Raw genomic sequence first — 15,453 nt, forward strand, 5'->3', positions numbered from 1 at the left:
TTCTTGGTATCATGTCTTGTCAGATGCCTGCTCCATCCTGGAACCCGGCATCTATCGCCTTGCTCTGCAGGATCCTCGAGTATGGCGGTACACTATGCGTCAACCAGATGTTACCACCGATGACTGAGTCGTGTCCGATGGTGATACGTCCGAGGATAGAGGCGTTGGAGTAGATGGTCACATGATCCTCGATGATCGGGTGGCGCGGCACATTCAGCATATTTCCCTGCTCGTCGTACTTAAAGCTCTTAGCACCCAGTGTCACACCCTGATACAGGGTCACATGGTTGCCGATGATAGCCGTCTCACCGATGACGACACCCGTACCGTGGTCTATCGAGAAATAATCACCGATCTGTGCACCCGGATGGATGTCTATACCCGTCTTCGAATGCGCCTGTTCCGTGATGATACGTGGAATCACCGGCACCTTCAGTTCATGCAGCTTATGGGCAATACGGTAATGGGTCATCGTGTTCACCACCGGATAGCAGAAGATCACCTCACCATAGTTCGGTGCCGCGGGGTCATTATCGAACATCGCCTCCACGTCGGTATATAACTGCCGTTTGATCTCCGGCAACGTATCGATGAAGGTCAACGCCAATCGCTCTGCCTCAGTATAGACCTGTTCCTTTGTCCGAATAGCCTCACAGTCCTCACAGAACTGCAAGCCATGAGCGATCTGCTTCGTCAGCAGTATCAGCAACTCCTCCATGTGGACACCGATGTAATACGAGCGCTGTGTCTCATCGGGCTGACGTCTGTTAAAATAATCCGGGAAGATAATGCTCTTCACCAGTGTGACGATCTGCTTCACCTGCTCTACAGAAGGCAACGGAGCCTCGGTGGCAGGCATCATGCCCACCTCCTTTTCCGTATGCTTCGACATCAGTGCTACATTCTTCTGCAACACCCCATTCACGGTCTTCTTGTCTATCATTTCCTTAGTTCTTGTACGTTTCAGGGACAAAGGTACGACTAAGTCAGTAAAAAACCAAAAAATCTTTTAGTTTTTTTCTTCGTCTCCAAAAGCCCCAGACCGCTCATGGATATAGGTCTGGAAGTATGCTTTCTCTCCTTTCCCGTCAACAGGCGACAGGAAATCATCGACATACCAGTCACCCCGCTCGAAGAACAGACTGAGAACGATCTCATAGTCATTACCGAAGTTCTCGGCATTGAGATAGGCCACCGCAGTGGAATCCGTGATATTCTCAATCTTCTCAATCTGATAAGAGAAATCGCCATCATCCTGTGAGTTCGTCCAGTGGTCGTAGTCCAACAGAAGATCGTCCTCTGCCAGAGCCAAGGCCTGCGATTTCAGGTTCTGATAGCGTGTGGAACAGAACATGCTGTCGTAGTTGACCGTATGATCGATCACCAATCCGAATTGATTACGCGTCGCATTCTTATAACGGCTATACATCGAATCGACACGCTGACTGATATACGCTGCCGTATGCTTTTCGGAGATCGCATCGGTCAGTGTATCAGTCCTGAGAGAATCCGCATCATTGACGGTCCTACCCGTCTTATTGCCGCAGGCTGCCAATACCAGAACTGCGACGAATAAAAGCTTCTTCATCTTACGCCCCTCTGCTTGTTGTCCCCCTCACATCAGATGATCTCGTCGTCCTCCTTTCCGGAGAGCATGTCGACGATAGGCAGCTGACGGTTAATAGCCGAATGGAAAGAGATCAGGGTCTGACTGCTGGCCAGTCCCAGCGGCTGCAGTTTGTCATGGATGATGGTCAGCAAGTGGTGATTATTCACTGCATACAGTTTGATAAACATATCAAAGTTTCCTGTGGTATAATGACACTCCACCACTTCAGGAATCTCCTTGAGTTTCTCCACCACCTCGTCGAAGGTGCCGGGATCCTTGAGGTTCAGGCCGATATAAGCACATGTCTCATAACCGATCTTCTCAGGGTCGATGACGAACTGCGAGCCTTTCAGCACACCCATCGCCGACAGCTTCTGGATACGCTGATGAATGGCTGCACCACTCACATTACAGGTACGAGCTACTTCCAGGAACGGAATACGGGCATCCTCGGCTATCAGTCGGAGGATCTGCCTGTCAAGTTTATCAATCTTACTCATATCAATTATTGGTTTTATCGGTTGCACTATAATGAATCTTCAAAGCATACGACTGCTGCAGGGCTTGTTTCACGTCCTGTATCAGTCCCATCGGCGTATGACGGTCGGCACGCAGACTGACGGTCAGCTTGTCGGCATTCTCCGGCGACATGGAAGCACGGATGGCCTCGATACGAGCCGGTATCTCCTCGGCTGTCACGATATCGCCATTGAGTTGTATACGGTACTCACCATCAGTCCCCTGGATAGGGCGCCCTATATAGACGTTGACCACCGACGCCTTATGAGCCAGCTTCTGCATCTCCTTGCCCTGCGGCACCTCCACCTTCACCTTCACCTCATCGCTGCGCATATGAGTGACAATCATGAAGAAGAACAGCACGGTGAAAATCAGGTCGGGCATCGACGCCACATTCAACGACGGCACATGGTGATGCTTCGTGCGGAACATGCTCTGTATGGGTCTCATACGCGACCTCCTTTCTGTCCATCAGACGACGCATCCGTCGTAGGTGCCTCACTGATACGCTGGGGGTAGTAGGCATTGACCGCCGCTTTCTCGTCAGCCGTACAGAGACCATAGCTACGCCCATACCGTTCACGGGCATACTGCTCACGCAGGGCATGGTAAGCACCGACGATAGCGTTCTGCATCTCGAAATAGGCCTCATAGGTGGCCTGTCGGTCAACCTGCAGCGACACGACATGTCCTGTACGGTTCACCTGCGCCAGCGTACGCACCTCATCCGTCAGTTGTCGGACAGAGACCGTCTTCCCGTCACATGTCAGCTGTCCATCGGCATCCAACGCCACACGCATCACAAGATCCTTGTTGATGTCGACAGGCTGCTCATGATCAAGTGGTGGCGGCGGCATCTGTCGCAGCAGTCCCTTGTCCGTATCCATCGAAGATGTCACAAGGAAGAAGATCAACAGCATGAACGAGATGTCGGCCGTTGAGGTGGTGTTCAGCTCCGGAATCTGCTGACGATAGCGCTTACGAAACATCCGATGATCAGTAGGATTGAGGTATAGATAAACATATCTGTCGTCTTCAGCCAGAACGTATCCGTGAAACGGACACCGTTGGTAATGACCGGCGACGAGGAGCCTAAGAGGAAGGTGATGACCAGGCATACGACGAGGGCGATGGCCACGCACCACCCGATCCTGCCTGCCGGCACACCGTTGACGATGTCGTCGCCCTGCTGTCGGGTGCGGAGCGTGTGCCAGACAGAATATGCCGTCACACCGAGTGCGACAGCCACCATCAGGTACATCAGACCCAGCATCAGGTCGGCAAGGAAGGGCGAGACCAGACTATTCATAACGATCGTTTCGTTTGATAGACAGAGATGATATCGAGAAGCGTGATGGCCGACTCTTCCATCTGGGCCGTCAGACGCTCAATCTTCGAAAGGATATAACTATAGAAGAGCTGCAGGATCAAGGCTACCACGATACCGAAGATCGTGGTGATCAGTGCCACCTTCATGCCCGCTGCCACGATGGTTGGTCCGATATCGCCGGCCTGCTGGATCTGGTCGAAGGCCATCACCATACCAATCACCGTTCCGAGGAATCCCAGCGAGGGCGCCATGGCGATGAAGAGCTTGATCCACGAACAACCTTTCTCCAGGTTCGTGGCCTGCAGACCGCCGTAGTTCGTGATGCTGCGCTCAATAGCCTCTATCGGCTGATCGATATGCAGCAGTCCCTGATAACACACACTGGCCACAGGTCCACGGGTGTTCCGACAGAGTGTCTTAGCCCCCTCCACATCGTCGTTCTTCAGGTGTTGCTCAATATCCTCCATCAGCTTTCTGGCCTTGATCTCCGAGAGCGTCAGATAGATGATACGCTCGATACAGAAAGCAAGACCCAGCACCAGGGCCAGAGCCACCAGCGACATGAACCCCACATTTCCATCAATAAACTTGGTCTTGAGCTGTTTATGGAAGCCCCCATTCTCGACATCGCCCTCAGGGTCTTCGAGCACGAGATTCTCTGCCAGTGCCGAGTCGGCCACAGCCACTGAATCGACTGTTGCGACAGCATTCGCCACGAGCATCGTGTCTTGAGAAGTTTTATCTTGAGCAACGGCAGTTTGCGTAAAGAAGAGCAAACCTATGAGGGAGAACAGAATAATCACTCTTTTCATAATCCTGTCAGTTTGTAGTTATGCGGCTAAAAGCGGAGAGAACAGGATGGCCTTATGGCGCTTTGAACCTGTTCTTGATCCTGCGGAGAGAACAGGATTCGAACCTGCGAGCCGCTTTTGACGGCTACACGCTTTCCAGGCGTGCCTCTTCAACCACTCGAGCACCTCTCCTTAGTATTTAGCGGATGCAAAGGTAGTATTTTTACCGCAGAATCCGCAGATTAGGCGGATATATTTAATATTTTTTCGCAGTTTGCATTAGTCTGCCGCTCCACCTCCTCTGCTGTAACTCCGTAGGCCTCGGCCAGACGCTGCATGACATAGGCTACGAAAGCAGGCTCGTTACGCTGTCCTCGCATCGGAACGGGAGCCATATAAGGGGCATCGGTCTCCAACACGATCCGGTCGAGAGGTACCACTTCAGGAAGCACCTCAGGCAGGTGTGATTTCTTGAACGTCAGCACCCCACCGATACCCAGCACAAAACGGTCGAACTGCAACAGTTCGCGCGCCTCCAGGGCATTACCCGTAAAACAGTGGAACACGCCACCTGGGAGATGGTCCTTGTATTTCTTCAGGATGGCCACCATCTCGTTCTGCGCCTTCCGACAATGGATCATCAAAGGAAGTCCCAGCTCTACCGACCAGCGCACCTGTTCCTCGAAGGCGTCCAACTGCTCCTGTTCGAACTCACGACTCCAATAGAAGTCGAGTCCCACCTCACCGATGGGCATCCCTCCCGTCTTCCCCGAAGGTGACGAGGATCCCCCAGCGTCGAGAAGAGACGTTAGGAAGGGTTTAATCTGAGCCAGCACCTCACGCCAGTCGGCCTTCACCTCCTCAGGATGCAGTCCCAGCATCGGATAACAGTAACCCGGATAACGACGACACACCTCGAGGACGGTCTCACACGACTTCACATCGATGCCTGGCACACCGACGGCCTCCACCCCAGCCTCCCGGGCACGGGCTACAACGAGGTCGAGGTCGGCAGCGAACTCCTCGCCATCCAAGTGGCAGTGTGTATCAATCATGCTTAGAATCCTAACTCTGACGCTTCATCATCGCTGCGGCATACGCCTTCAACTCCGCCTTACGGTCCTCGGCGACAGACACCTGAGCCAGATAGCGCTGTGCCTCGGCATAGCAAGCCTCCATCTTCTGCTCACAGAGCTGACGGATACCGATCTGGTCGTAGAGAGCCGTCACTGCCTTCACCTTCTCGTCGCGATCGAACGTCTCGGCATTGATCCATCCCATCAGTTCCTGACGCTGGGCCTCATCGGCACGGTTGACGGCATTGATGAGCATATAGGTCTTCTTGTTCGACGTGATATCGCCACCGATGTTCTTACCAAAGACCTTCGGGTCGCCATACACGTCGAGCAGATCGTCCTGCAGCTGGAAGGCCAGACCAATCTGTTCGCCGAACTTATACAGGTTGTGCTGATCCTCCACAGAGGCGCCGGCGAGGATGGCACCGATCTTCACGGCACAAGCCAGAAGCACGCTCGTCTTCAGACGGATCATCTCGATATACTCGTCCTCGGTCACATCATTACGCGTCTCGAACTCCACATCAAGCTGCTGTCCCTCACCGATCTCATAGGTCGTCTGGAGGAAGGTGGCGAACACCTCCTTCACCTTATCCACCTCACAAGCCTCGATGCGTTCGAAAGCCTGCAGGAGCATGGTATCACCCGAGAGGATGGCCTGGTTCGGGTTCCATTTCTTATGCACCGTCTCATGGCCACGACGCATGTCGGCATGATCCATCAGATCGTCGTGCAACAGGGTGAAGTTGTGATAGGTCTCCAGACCGATGGCCTGGGTCATGATGCGCTCCGGGTCCTCGCGGAACAGGTTGTAGGCCAGCATCATCAGCACGGGGCGCACACGTTTGCCTCCCAACGAGAGCACATACCTGATAGGCTCATACAACGACATCGGCTGTCGGTCGTAGGTCAGCGCCTCCAGCGCTTCATTCACCTTTTTCAATAGTTCGTCAGATGTATACATATCTCAAATCTTTACTAAATCCTTACTAGAAATTGAACACCACCGGTATGCAGACCTTCGTCCTGCAGGGCTTGGCGTTCATCACGCCCGCCTGCCACTTCGGCATCATCTGTAGCACACGCAGCACCTCCTTGTCGCACGCCGCATCCAGATGCTCTACCACCTCCAGGTCTGACACGCTACCGTCGGTATTCACGATAAACTGTGCCACCACCTTTCCCTTCACCTTCCGCTGCTGCGCGGTAGCAGGGTAGCGTAGGTTTTTCGTCAGCCACTTCATGAACTCAGCGGCCCCACCGGGAAACTGCGGCAGATCCTCAACCACGCGGAAGTCCACCGGCTCATTGTACATATCCACCACCTCGGGCTTCTCCTCCGTCTTCTGAGCCTCCTGCTTCTCCTGGAGATCCTGTTCCTCAGGCACTGGCGGCTCTACCGGCAGCTCTGTGTCATCGTCCACCAGTCGGAGCTGTTCCGTCTGCTGTTCTTCATGTTTCTGCTGCTGCGGGAGCATCATCGGCACCTCGTCCTTGTCGCGCTTCAGCGGCGAGAGTTCCATCTCCGCCTCCAGCTCGTCGTCATCGGCAAAGAAGTTCCACCCACTGCCGCCGCTATTCCATTCGAGAGCGACGAACAGCAGGGCGAGCACCACGATCAGTCCTAACAGGAATCCCTGCACGCGACGCCCTTCCAGATCCGCTTCGCGACTTTTCTTAACCTCCATAATAAAAACGAGAATCTTCCGTTATTTTACTAAAAAGTGCATGCAAAGATACAAAGAAATTGTAATTTATGCGTAACTTTGCAGCGATTTTATCAAAAATTAGATGAGAAGAACTGTTTCCGCCGTCGTTTTTCTGTCTCTTGCGCTACTGACCCGAGCACAGGAGAGCCGGACAGCCTACAACTTCCTGCGACTGCCCGTCAGCGCACATGTGGCGGCCCTCGGTGGCGAGAACATCTCCATCACAGACAACGATGCCACGCTCATCTTCCACAACCCGGCACTGATCAACGGTGTGAGCGACCGCACCATCAACCTCAACTACATGACCTACATGGAGGGAACGAAGACGGCCAGTGCCGCCTTCATCAGGGCTGCCGGCGACAGAGGGACGTGGGGCGTGACAGGACAATACATGGACTACGGGTCGATGAAGGAGACCACGAGCGACAACCAGGAGCTCGGCACGTTCTCCGCCCGCGATATCGCCATCGGCGGAACCTTCGCCTATGCCCTCACCAACACGCTCTCCGGAGCCGTCACAGCCAAGGTTATCTCGTCGAAGATCGCCAGCTACAGTTCGCTGGCTGTAGGCGTCGATATCGGTGCCAACTACTACGACGAGGCGCATGACCTGAGCATCTCGGCTGTAGCCCGCAACCTCGGCGGACAGGTGAAAGCCTACGACGATGCGTTCGAGCGTATCCCCTTCGATCTGCAGGTGGGTGTCAGCAAACGACTTGCGAATGCCCCGCTCCGCTTCTCCGCCACGCTCAGTCGACTGACCGACTGGGAAGAGAGCTTCGGTCGTCACCTCGCCATGGGTGTCGATATCCTGCTCAGTGAGACCATCTACATCGCCGCCGGCTATAACTTCCGTCGTGCCCACCAGATGACTATCAGCGACGCCGAGGGCGACAGTGCCCACGGTGCGGGTCTCTCACTCGGCGCTGGTCTGCAACTCGAGCGCTTCAAGTTGAATATCGGCTATGGCAAGTACCATGTCTCGGCCGGAAGTCTGCTCATCAATGTGGCCTACACACTGTAATCATTAACAAAAGAACAACCATATGAAGAAAATCACTATTGCCATCGACGGCCATTCCTCGTGCGGAAAGAGCACCATGGCCAAGGATCTCGCCCGTGAGGTGGGCTATGTCTATGTCGACACTGGCGCCATGTACCGCAGCGTCACCCTCTATGCCCTCCGAAAGGGACTGTTCAACGAGGATGGCAGCGTCAAGACCGACGAGCTGGAGGCCGAGATGCCCCATATCCATATCAGCTTCAAGTTCAACCCGGAGACCGGACGCCCCGACACCTACCTGAACGACGAATACGTGGAACAGGAGATCCGCTCCCTCGAGGTGAGCAGTCATGTGAGTCCTATCGCCGCTGTCGGCTTCGTGCGCGCCGCCATGGTCGCCCAGCAACAGCAGATGGGCAAGGACAAGGGAGTGGTCATGGACGGCCGTGACATCGGCACCACCGTGTTCCCCGATGCCGAGCTGAAGATCTTCGTCACCGCCTCTGCCGAGGTGCGCGCCCAGCGTCGTTTCGACGAACTGAAGGCCAAGGGCATGCCTGCCGACTTCGACGATATCCTGAAGAATGTCCAGGAGCGCGACTATATCGACTCGCACCGCGAGGTGAGTCCGCTGCGTAAGGCTGACGACGCTATCGAGCTCGATAACAGTCACATGACCATCGCCGAGCAGAAACAGTGGCTGCTCGACCGCTTTAAGGAACGGACAGCTTAAGGAACTGTCCGTTTATGCGTTTTTTTTCGTCATTTTTTCGGTTTTCTCCTGATTTATTGCTACCTTTGCCGCCAATTTTATCACAAACCCGAAAAAATGACGAAAAAAGTTCTTATTATTACCATCTTCACGATGGCTGTCACCTCTGCCGTCAAGGCAGGTGGTCTGATGACCAACACAAACTATCACATAGCATTCGACCGTATGTTCGCTCGCGGTGCCTCTACGGAGATCGATGCGGCATACAGTAACCCTGCAGGCCTCGCCTGGGGGCACGAAGGTCTCCAGCTCTCGCTCAACTTCCAGAAGCCCTGGCAGAACCGCGACATCGAGACCACCATCCCCCACTTCCTGGCTAATCCGCAACTGGGCTACCAGGGCTACGACATCCACCAGAAGTTCAACGGTAAGGCTTCTGCTCCTATCGTGCCCGCCCTCTTCGCCTCGTACAAGAAAGACAAGTGGGTGTTCTCATCCATGATCGGTATCGTGGGTAGTGGCGGCTTCGTGAAATACGAAGAAGGCATTCCCATGTTCAATGCCATGACGATGGGAAAGATCTTTGAGAAGTCGGTCGCAACCTTCATGGCCAACCCCCAGAGTCCCATCATCACACCCGAGATGTACAATCTCGACTCTGAGGTGAAAGGCAAGCAGTATATCTATGGCGGACAGATCAATATCACCCGTAAGATCAACGACCGTTTCGCCGCCTCCATCGGTCTGCGCGCCAACTACTACGACGGCTACAACAAAGGCTACGTCACAGCCACGACCCATCAGCAGTTAGGTGGTCAGCAGCTCATGGATCTGCAGCTCGACGTCACCCAGCGTGCCTGGGGCTTCTCTCCCATCGTCAGCTTCGACTACCACCAGGGCCCGCTCACCATCGCAGCCCGCTATGAGTTCCGTTCGAAGATCAACACCAAGAACGACACGAAGGCACTGAGCGTCACCATGCTGGGACAGAAGACCGATATCAAGGCACTCTCCGAGCAGATGGGCAACGCAGCTACGCTGAGTGCTCTGGCCTCAGCCATGGGCGATCAGATGGCCGACAAGATCAAGAATTACATGCCCGACGAGCATGTACGCTACGACATGCCTTCACTCTTCGTGGCTGCTGTCGGCTATGAGTTCACCCCACAGTTGCGCGCTGCACTGGAATACCATTTCTTCGACGACAAGCACGCCCAGATGGCCGACAACCGTCAGAAGGAGCTCAAGCACGGCACACACGAGGTGCTCGCTGGTGTGGAGTACGACATCAACAAGAAGTTCACCGTCAGCTGTGGCGGTCAGCGTACCGACTATGGTCTCTCTGACGGCTACCAGCAGAACACCTCCTTCGCCTGCGACAGCTATAGTGTCGGTTTCGGAGGAGCATGGAACATCTCCGACAAGCTTCGCCTGAACGTCAGCTACTTCTGCACACTCTACAGTGATTACACCCACAAGCAGCCGAACTATCTGGGAACGCCTTACGAAGGTCAGGATGTCTACAGCCGCACCAACAACGTTGTCGGCATCGGCCTCGACTACAAGTTCTAAGCCCATTCCCTGACACATCACAGACCGCCCTCCGAAAGACTGTAGAATACTTTCGGAGGGCGGTCTGTTTGGTTATGATTTCTTTTCCGAGTCCTTAGCTTTGACTCTTCATCTTCTTCTCTCTCTGTCTCGTCTTCAGATAGACATATACAGACAACAGGAAGTTCCACCGCATCTTCTGCATCTCACACTCATCGGGCGGGAGTGCATCGTGCTGCCGTCCGACCAGCAGCTTCTCGGAATAGCATCCTCCAGAACACAGATACTTGGCCCAGCAGTCGCGGCAGCTCTCGATCTTATGGACCGAGTCAGGACGGTATGCCTTCATCTTCTCCACGTCGATGCCGTTACGGATATCACCGATGGCATACTTCTTGTCGTAAGCCAGATGCTCGCAACTGAAGATCTCGCCAGAATCAACGATCGAGAACATGTACTTTGCCGAAGAGCAGGCTCTCAGGTGTGTCCTGTGGTTATCGAGCGTGTCTATCTGTTCCCTGATCGACATACAGTGAACGGGCAGTCCGTTGTCTATGCGACGGATATAGTATTCGATCAGCTCCTCATACTGTTTCTTGAACGATTCCAGACGCTCGTCGTAAACGCACGCCCTGTTCACGTTCCTCGACTTATAGGCAGGTACGGCAGAGAAAGGCATGCCCAGGTTCTCGAAGTAGTCGTAGACTTTCCACATGCACTCGCAGTCGCTTGGGATGGTCGCCCTCATCTGGAACTTCACACCGGCCGCCTTCACCTTCAGGATATTCTTCAGCACAAGGTCGTTGCTACGCTTCCCGTTCGGGAATACCCGATGGGTCGTAAACTCCTCAGGACCGTCATAGCTGTAGAGGATATCGATATGGTGGTTCTTGAAGTACTCGATATTCTCATCGGTGAACAGCGTGCCGTTGGTAGTGATACCATACCCCACGTTCCTGTCAGCGTATTTCTCGGATATATAGTTAAGCACGGCGTCTATGGTATCCATCCGGAGCATGGGCTCACCGCCGAAGAAATTGAGTCGGCACTGCATGTCCTTATCCGCATGCGCCATGATATAATCAATGATCTCATGGCAGTTCTCCGGCGTGATGTCACCGAACCCGAAGTCGCCTTTGTTCTGAGCGAAGCAATAGGTACACCTCAGGTTACACTTGCCCGAGATCGGCAAGATCACATCCTGCATCGAATAAGAATCATCATCACCTTTCGATTCAAAGCTCTGACTGAAAACGGGGAATACCTCCAGCACCTCCTCTTCAAGACTCTGGAACTCCTCATCGTCGAAGAAACGGCCTTGTCCTGTCAGTTGGACAAAGAACTGATCGACAACCGTATCCTCCTTCAGGTTCACCACCGTCATGGTGGGAATATGCAGGAGGTAGCATTGGTGATCTCTCTTCAGATAATAAAAATCACATTTAGATAACACCTTCAACATCATCGTAAGCATTTAAGAGATTCGCCATTCTTTACAGGAACGGCGAATCCCATGATCATAAGATTTCTAACTCCAGTGAAATGTTACTTCACGGTGCAAGAGCCTAACTATTAAGGCTCCAAGAGCACTTCTCTGTCATAAGGAAGAGTAGGAATATCTACCTTGTAGTTAGCGTAACAGAAGATGAACTCCTCTTTACCGCAGATACTGATGGGTTTATCAAACCAACCTCCACCCTTTGTCTCGTTCATCTCACTCTCATTCAGGATTGCGAAATCCTCTTTTCTAATCTTTTTCATGTTGTTAGTTTTATTATGTTTTAGGTCTCTTTCATGCGCAAGACCGTTAGCGCTCGTAGGTTAGATATTTGACTCCACAAAAGTACAGATAATAATCGAGAAAACATCATCCTTTGAGAGTTTTTTTTCATCAAAGTGCTATTTTTTTCGTCTCCCGACTGACAGGTGCGCGAGGCCCCCTCTTATACTTTAGCCCCCCTTATGGGGGGCCAGTATAGAGGGGGACACCTCAAGCTTCTCCTGTCAGTCGCCCCCAACACATCCCCAGAGCCCCCAAGCGGTCCTGAACCACTCTCCCTACGGTCCCTGTGCCTGTCGAAGGGTAAACCGCGGAATGTCACCGAAGAAGTTGCGCGCAGCCGATAAAAAATCACGCCAGACCTTTGATGGTCTGAGCGTACCTTAATGTAAGAGCGACAGGAGGAGCGGTTAAGCCTTCCCATATAGGGGAAGGTTTGGTTAGGGTGGATGTCTCTTTTGGTTCTTTTCTCTGCGCCAGAGAAAAAGAACATCCCAGCAGGGTACAACCCTGCATCATAGACGGCCTTTCTTGCGTCTCGCAGGTAAAAAGCGAGATCGCCGCCTTGCGATATATTTTTACAACAGCCCCCTCATAACTCGCATGTAGATCATAAACATCAAAATGAGCCCCATACACGCAAGTTTTGAGCAAATATCGTATTTACCTGATAACATGCAAGTTAAAGCAATGTACAAAAGAGGCAGGATCTTTCCCTCAAAGAGATAATCTCCAAGAGCCATGGAGATAGGCTCTACAAGCGAAAGAGATAATCCCTATACCCTATAAGAGATGATCTCCTTCACTCGTAAGTGCCATTCCCTACAGTCATGGAGCCTATCTCTTTGACCGTTAGAAGCCACCCCTACCCAGAGTAGCCCCCTTCCCCACTCCGAACAGACCAAAAGCACACCATAACAGCCCCAGAAAGGCATAAAAGTCCCCCTTATTTTTTCTAGTTCACAACTTCTGACGAGCACTTTTTTCGGCACATTTTTATGACAATTACTTCCCAATTAGTCGTTCCTTCACCTTTCAATTTAATGCCTGTTTGCCCACGGGTAAAGAATCTACAAGACCAATATAGCCGGCCCCATGATTGCGAACATAAAAATCAGAGCATGAAAGATTAATTACCTCTCCATATTTGGAAGAGAATGATATAAGTATATCATAGCCTCCATTGGGGAGTTTCCGATGGACAAGATTCTTTATCGGAAACATGATCGAATTTCCACTTATTTTCATTTGCTCTATATTGCAATCCCTAAATTCAACCTCATACACAAAAGAGTCGTCCTTCTCATGAGGACAATATAAGATAACTTTCAGATGCCAATAATCCTCTGAAAATTGTATTGAGCAGAGATAGCATTCGCTCCATTTAATATCGTAATCCTTCATAGCTCCTATAATATCATTTTGTCGTTACCTCCAGTTGTTATGGGTTCTGATGGTACAAAGAAAGCGAAAGATTTGCATGTGATGCGTATTACTCCAAGTAACTCTGTGTCAAAATTAAATTGCACTGTATATAAACCATCCTTACGTTCATACGAAAAACCTCTAATTTCTAACTTGCCTATCTGTTCCTTTTCATAAGCAAGATTACGCTTTAAATCATATATAACATCTGAAACGTCTTTAAATACAATTTTAATATTATCACCTTCCAGCCAGTCTACAACAAACACAATATTATGATCAGAATCATTCGACATACGAATGATAGTACTCTCATAAATGTTAACCTTATCTGTTTCTTCGTTATTGAACCTTCTTAGCTTATCCATTTCTATATTTTTATTTCGTCATATGTTGGGGCTATGTTTACCATATCGGAATTATCAATTTGTAATAAGCCTTATCATCTCTGAATTTTACGAATTTACGACCTCCGTCAATAATACTGCGTACCGTGAGGTAATTGTATGCGTCGCCCCTAATCATAACAAGCCAATAGTATTTGGGAGTACCACTATTACACACTATTTGGTATGACTTGAAATCTGATGACGGGCTGTATTCTATTACAACATTATTTATCTTGCTTTCATATATATCATCAGGAAGTACACTGTCTGGCATGTTCTTAAACCACCAACCAGCAAAATGACCTACATCATCATACAGGTATGTCTCTGGTAAATTCCAGATGTTACCTTTTAAACTTATTCTTGAGGAGCTTCTTGTTGCAAAGAAATGCCCATTTTTCTTGGATCTAACTATAACGAGGCTATCTATATGCAATGTATCAATGAAATAAGCATTCTGCGAACCGTCGGCATTGAAAAACATCGTCCCTTGATTATCCTGCCCCATACAATTAATAGCGCAGATTGTCATTAATATTGTAATAAGAGTCTTCATTTCGTATTATCCTCCATCTTAAACTTAAATTCAACATTAAGGTTATCTGTTTTATTATGAAAAACCGAATAATTTATAATTATATCAATGATTTCCGTTTTCTATTTAGATCCTCGTTCTCTTTGAAGTTCTTCGCCACCATGAATAAAAGATAATTTTTCCCATCATTATAGAACAACTGTAACCAATTGTTCGTTAACTTAAACCTCTTGCATTGCAGTAGGGCATCACAGAAATCATTGCCATTGTCATCATCACGCCCACCGACTCTTTTTTCGATGCTTAAGAATTCTATATTTGATCCAGAGAGGGCATATTCCCCTCTTAAATCATCGTAGCATGAATTACCTGATACGGTTCCGCTCTCCCATAACTTTATAACGCACTTCCAATCCTTCTTTAGATATTCCGATTTTTTAACTATTCCTGTAGAAACATCGCCATAACCATATAGTTTCCACACGATGCCAGTAATATTTGTTATCTTCTTATCATGGTCGCGTCTTTTCAATAAAGATGACAACTTCACCTGATCAGGAGCATTAAGCATTTTTCTTGCATACTTCGTCGATATCCGATGCCATTTGACATTCTCAGCCTCGCGGTCATTGGAAATGAATGTATTCTTTGAATAAGATACAATAGAAAGAGTATCATACGTCTTCACATACCCCCTTCTGTTTACATAAGTAAATAACGTATCATTATTAATTCTAAATTTAAGCCCCCATAATGCAGGGGGCCAATCTTCATATGCCCAATTATCATCAATGTATTTCATTGTTGAATCCTTCTTTGAGAACTCGATAATACTACCAAAAAGATTTTTATGCGTCCAATTAAACGACCAGTATCCCACATCATTATGTGTAAGAACGTCAAAACACGATTGCCGACAAGATACCAACAGCATAACCACTGCTGCAAGCACGATTACTTTTTTTGATGGCTTTTTCCCCATACCTCAACTTCTATTACATTCGAATACGATACATCATTG

General features: G+C 50.3%; 18 protein-coding genes and 1 tRNA gene. 3 read left to right on the top strand and 16 right to left on the bottom strand.

Annotation, left to right across the window (positions count from 1 at the left end; all coding sequences use genetic code 11):
• Positions 1 to 19: 19 nt before the first annotated feature.
• The 11 genes from BLU99_RS07165 to BLU99_RS07210 all read right to left on the bottom strand — a co-directional run bounded on the left by BLU99_RS07165 (position 20) and on the right by BLU99_RS07210 (position 7,013).
• Entirely contained in the window at positions 20 to 943 is a 924-nt protein-coding gene (locus BLU99_RS07165) for a serine O-acetyltransferase (protein WP_091900610.1), read from the bottom strand.
• A 66-nt stretch (positions 944 to 1,009) separates the two neighbouring features.
• Positions 1,010 to 1,588, bottom strand: coding sequence for a hypothetical protein (locus tag BLU99_RS07170; RefSeq protein WP_091900612.1), 579 nt, complete (start codon positions 1,586 to 1,588; stop codon positions 1,010 to 1,012).
• A gap of 32 nt (positions 1,589 to 1,620) precedes the next feature.
• Positions 1,621 to 2,109 carry an Lrp/AsnC family transcriptional regulator gene (locus tag BLU99_RS07175; RefSeq protein ID WP_091900614.1) on the bottom strand — a complete coding sequence of 163 codons (489 nt, stop codon included), beginning with the start codon at positions 2,107 to 2,109 and terminating at the stop codon, positions 1,621 to 1,623.
• Position 2,110: 1 nt separating this feature from the next.
• Positions 2,111 to 2,578, bottom strand: a complete 468-nt coding sequence (locus BLU99_RS07180; RefSeq protein ID WP_091900616.1) for an ExbD/TolR family protein — start codon at positions 2,576 to 2,578, stop codon at positions 2,111 to 2,113.
• On the bottom strand, positions 2,575 to 3,117 hold the full coding sequence (locus BLU99_RS07185; protein ID WP_176771076.1) for an ExbD/TolR family protein: 543 nt from the start codon (positions 3,115 to 3,117) through the stop codon (positions 2,575 to 2,577). The genes BLU99_RS07180 and BLU99_RS07185 overlap by 4 nt, the downstream gene beginning before the upstream one ends.
• Positions 3,078 to 3,437, bottom strand: coding sequence for a hypothetical protein (locus BLU99_RS12265; RefSeq protein WP_176771077.1), 360 nt, complete (start codon positions 3,435 to 3,437; stop codon positions 3,078 to 3,080). Before BLU99_RS12265 ends, BLU99_RS07185 begins: the two co-directional genes overlap by 40 nt.
• A complete protein-coding gene (locus BLU99_RS07190) occupies positions 3,434 to 4,270 on the bottom strand; it encodes a MotA/TolQ/ExbB proton channel family protein (RefSeq protein ID WP_091900619.1) in 837 nt (278 codons plus the stop codon). Before BLU99_RS07190 ends, BLU99_RS12265 begins: the two co-directional genes overlap by 4 nt.
• Positions 4,271 to 4,353: 83 nt before the next feature.
• Positions 4,354 to 4,441: transfer RNA gene (locus tag BLU99_RS07195), tRNA-Ser, on the bottom strand.
• A 50-nt stretch (positions 4,442 to 4,491) separates the two neighbouring features.
• The gene (locus BLU99_RS07200) at positions 4,492 to 5,304 is read right to left on the bottom strand and encodes a TatD family hydrolase (RefSeq protein WP_091900621.1); all 813 of its coding nucleotides are present in this window, start codon (positions 5,302 to 5,304) and stop codon (positions 4,492 to 4,494) included.
• A gap of 10 nt (positions 5,305 to 5,314) precedes the next feature.
• A complete protein-coding gene (locus BLU99_RS07205) occupies positions 5,315 to 6,289 on the bottom strand; it encodes a polyprenyl synthetase family protein (protein WP_091900623.1) in 975 nt (324 codons plus the stop codon).
• 25 nt (positions 6,290 to 6,314) lie between these two features.
• Positions 6,315 to 7,013 (bottom strand): energy transducer TonB, encoded by a 699-nt coding sequence (locus BLU99_RS07210; RefSeq protein ID WP_091900625.1) that lies wholly within the window; start codon positions 7,011 to 7,013, stop codon positions 6,315 to 6,317.
• Between the two features lie 103 nt (positions 7,014 to 7,116).
• Here BLU99_RS07210 and porQ point away from each other — a divergent pair, with 103 nt between their 5' ends.
• The 3 genes from porQ (at position 7,117) to BLU99_RS07225 (ending at position 10,324) form a co-directional block, all read left to right on the top strand.
• Positions 7,117 to 8,061 (top strand): type IX secretion system protein PorQ, encoded by a 945-nt coding sequence (porQ, locus tag BLU99_RS07215; RefSeq protein ID WP_091900627.1) that lies wholly within the window; start codon positions 7,117 to 7,119, stop codon positions 8,059 to 8,061.
• A 22-nt stretch (positions 8,062 to 8,083) separates the two neighbouring features.
• A complete protein-coding gene (gene cmk / locus BLU99_RS07220; protein WP_091900629.1) occupies positions 8,084 to 8,773 on the top strand; it encodes a (d)CMP kinase in 690 nt (229 codons plus the stop codon).
• Positions 8,774 to 8,869: 96 nt separating this feature from the next.
• Positions 8,870 to 10,324: an OmpP1/FadL family transporter gene (locus BLU99_RS07225; RefSeq protein ID WP_255397490.1), complete on the top strand. Its 1,455-nt coding sequence runs from the start codon at positions 8,870 to 8,872 to the stop codon at positions 10,322 to 10,324.
• Between the two features lie 94 nt (positions 10,325 to 10,418).
• Here BLU99_RS07225 and BLU99_RS07230 read toward each other — a convergent pair whose 3' ends face one another.
• The 5 genes from BLU99_RS07230 to BLU99_RS07260 all read right to left on the bottom strand — a co-directional run bounded on the left by BLU99_RS07230 (position 10,419) and on the right by BLU99_RS07260 (position 15,414).
• On the bottom strand, positions 10,419 to 11,777 hold the full coding sequence (locus tag BLU99_RS07230; protein ID WP_091900631.1) for a radical SAM/SPASM domain-containing protein: 1,359 nt from the start codon (positions 11,775 to 11,777) through the stop codon (positions 10,419 to 10,421).
• 98 nt (positions 11,778 to 11,875) lie between these two features.
• Positions 11,876 to 12,064 carry a hypothetical protein gene (locus BLU99_RS07235; protein WP_091900633.1) on the bottom strand — a complete coding sequence of 63 codons (189 nt, stop codon included), beginning with the start codon at positions 12,062 to 12,064 and terminating at the stop codon, positions 11,876 to 11,878.
• A gap of 1,428 nt (positions 12,065 to 13,492) precedes the next feature.
• Positions 13,493 to 13,876 carry a hypothetical protein gene (locus BLU99_RS07250; RefSeq protein ID WP_091900639.1) on the bottom strand — a complete coding sequence of 128 codons (384 nt, stop codon included), beginning with the start codon at positions 13,874 to 13,876 and terminating at the stop codon, positions 13,493 to 13,495.
• A 37-nt stretch (positions 13,877 to 13,913) separates the two neighbouring features.
• Positions 13,914 to 14,453: a hypothetical protein gene (locus BLU99_RS07255; protein ID WP_091900641.1), complete on the bottom strand. Its 540-nt coding sequence runs from the start codon at positions 14,451 to 14,453 to the stop codon at positions 13,914 to 13,916.
• 79 nt (positions 14,454 to 14,532) lie between these two features.
• Positions 14,533 to 15,414 carry a hypothetical protein gene (locus tag BLU99_RS07260; protein WP_091900643.1) on the bottom strand — a complete coding sequence of 294 codons (882 nt, stop codon included), beginning with the start codon at positions 15,412 to 15,414 and terminating at the stop codon, positions 14,533 to 14,535.
• Between the last annotated feature and the right edge of the window lie 39 nt (positions 15,415 to 15,453).

Source organism: Prevotella sp. lc2012 (genome assembly GCF_900107065.1).
Taxonomy (GTDB): Bacteria; Bacteroidota; Bacteroidia; order Bacteroidales; family Bacteroidaceae; genus Prevotella.

Bases quoted from the DNA above. Each gene is read 5' to 3' on its own strand.
- BLU99_RS07255 (WP_091900641.1), bottom strand. From the start codon at position 14,453: ATGAAGACTCTTATTACAATATTAATGACAATCTGCGCTATTAATTGT.
- BLU99_RS07170 (WP_091900612.1), bottom strand. From the start codon at position 1,588: ATGAAGAAGCTTTTATTCGTCGCAGTTCTGGTATTGGCAGCCTGCGGC.
- porQ (WP_091900627.1), top strand. From the start codon at position 7,117: ATGAGAAGAACTGTTTCCGCCGTCGTTTTTCTGTCTCTTGCGCTACTG.
- cmk (WP_091900629.1), top strand. From the start codon at position 8,084: ATGAAGAAAATCACTATTGCCATCGACGGCCATTCCTCGTGCGGAAAG.
- BLU99_RS07260 (WP_091900643.1), bottom strand. From the start codon at position 15,414: ATGGGGAAAAAGCCATCAAAAAAAGTAATCGTGCTTGCAGCAGTGGTT.
- BLU99_RS07175 (WP_091900614.1), bottom strand. From the start codon at position 2,109: ATGAGTAAGATTGATAAACTTGACAGGCAGATCCTCCGACTGATAGCC.
- BLU99_RS07205 (WP_091900623.1), bottom strand. From the start codon at position 6,289: ATGTATACATCTGACGAACTATTGAAAAAGGTGAATGAAGCGCTGGAG.
- BLU99_RS07165 (WP_091900610.1), bottom strand. From the start codon at position 943: ATGATAGACAAGAAGACCGTGAATGGGGTGTTGCAGAAGAATGTAGCA.
- BLU99_RS07190 (WP_091900619.1), bottom strand. From the start codon at position 4,270: ATGAAAAGAGTGATTATTCTGTTCTCCCTCATAGGTTTGCTCTTCTTT.
- BLU99_RS07250 (WP_091900639.1), bottom strand. From the start codon at position 13,876: ATGGATAAGCTAAGAAGGTTCAATAACGAAGAAACAGATAAGGTTAAC.
- BLU99_RS07210 (WP_091900625.1), bottom strand. From the start codon at position 7,013: ATGGAGGTTAAGAAAAGTCGCGAAGCGGATCTGGAAGGGCGTCGCGTG.
- BLU99_RS07235 (WP_091900633.1), bottom strand. From the start codon at position 12,064: ATGAAAAAGATTAGAAAAGAGGATTTCGCAATCCTGAATGAGAGTGAG.
- BLU99_RS07225 (WP_255397490.1), top strand. From the start codon at position 8,870: ATGACGAAAAAAGTTCTTATTATTACCATCTTCACGATGGCTGTCACC.
- BLU99_RS07180 (WP_091900616.1), bottom strand. From the start codon at position 2,578: ATGAGACCCATACAGAGCATGTTCCGCACGAAGCATCACCATGTGCCG.
- BLU99_RS07185 (WP_176771076.1), bottom strand. From the start codon at position 3,117: ATGTTTCGTAAGCGCTATCGTCAGCAGATTCCGGAGCTGAACACCACC.
- BLU99_RS07200 (WP_091900621.1), bottom strand. From the start codon at position 5,304: ATGATTGATACACACTGCCACTTGGATGGCGAGGAGTTCGCTGCCGAC.
- BLU99_RS12265 (WP_176771077.1), bottom strand. From the start codon at position 3,437: ATGAATAGTCTGGTCTCGCCCTTCCTTGCCGACCTGATGCTGGGTCTG.
- BLU99_RS07230 (WP_091900631.1), bottom strand. From the start codon at position 11,777: ATGCTTACGATGATGTTGAAGGTGTTATCTAAATGTGATTTTTATTAT.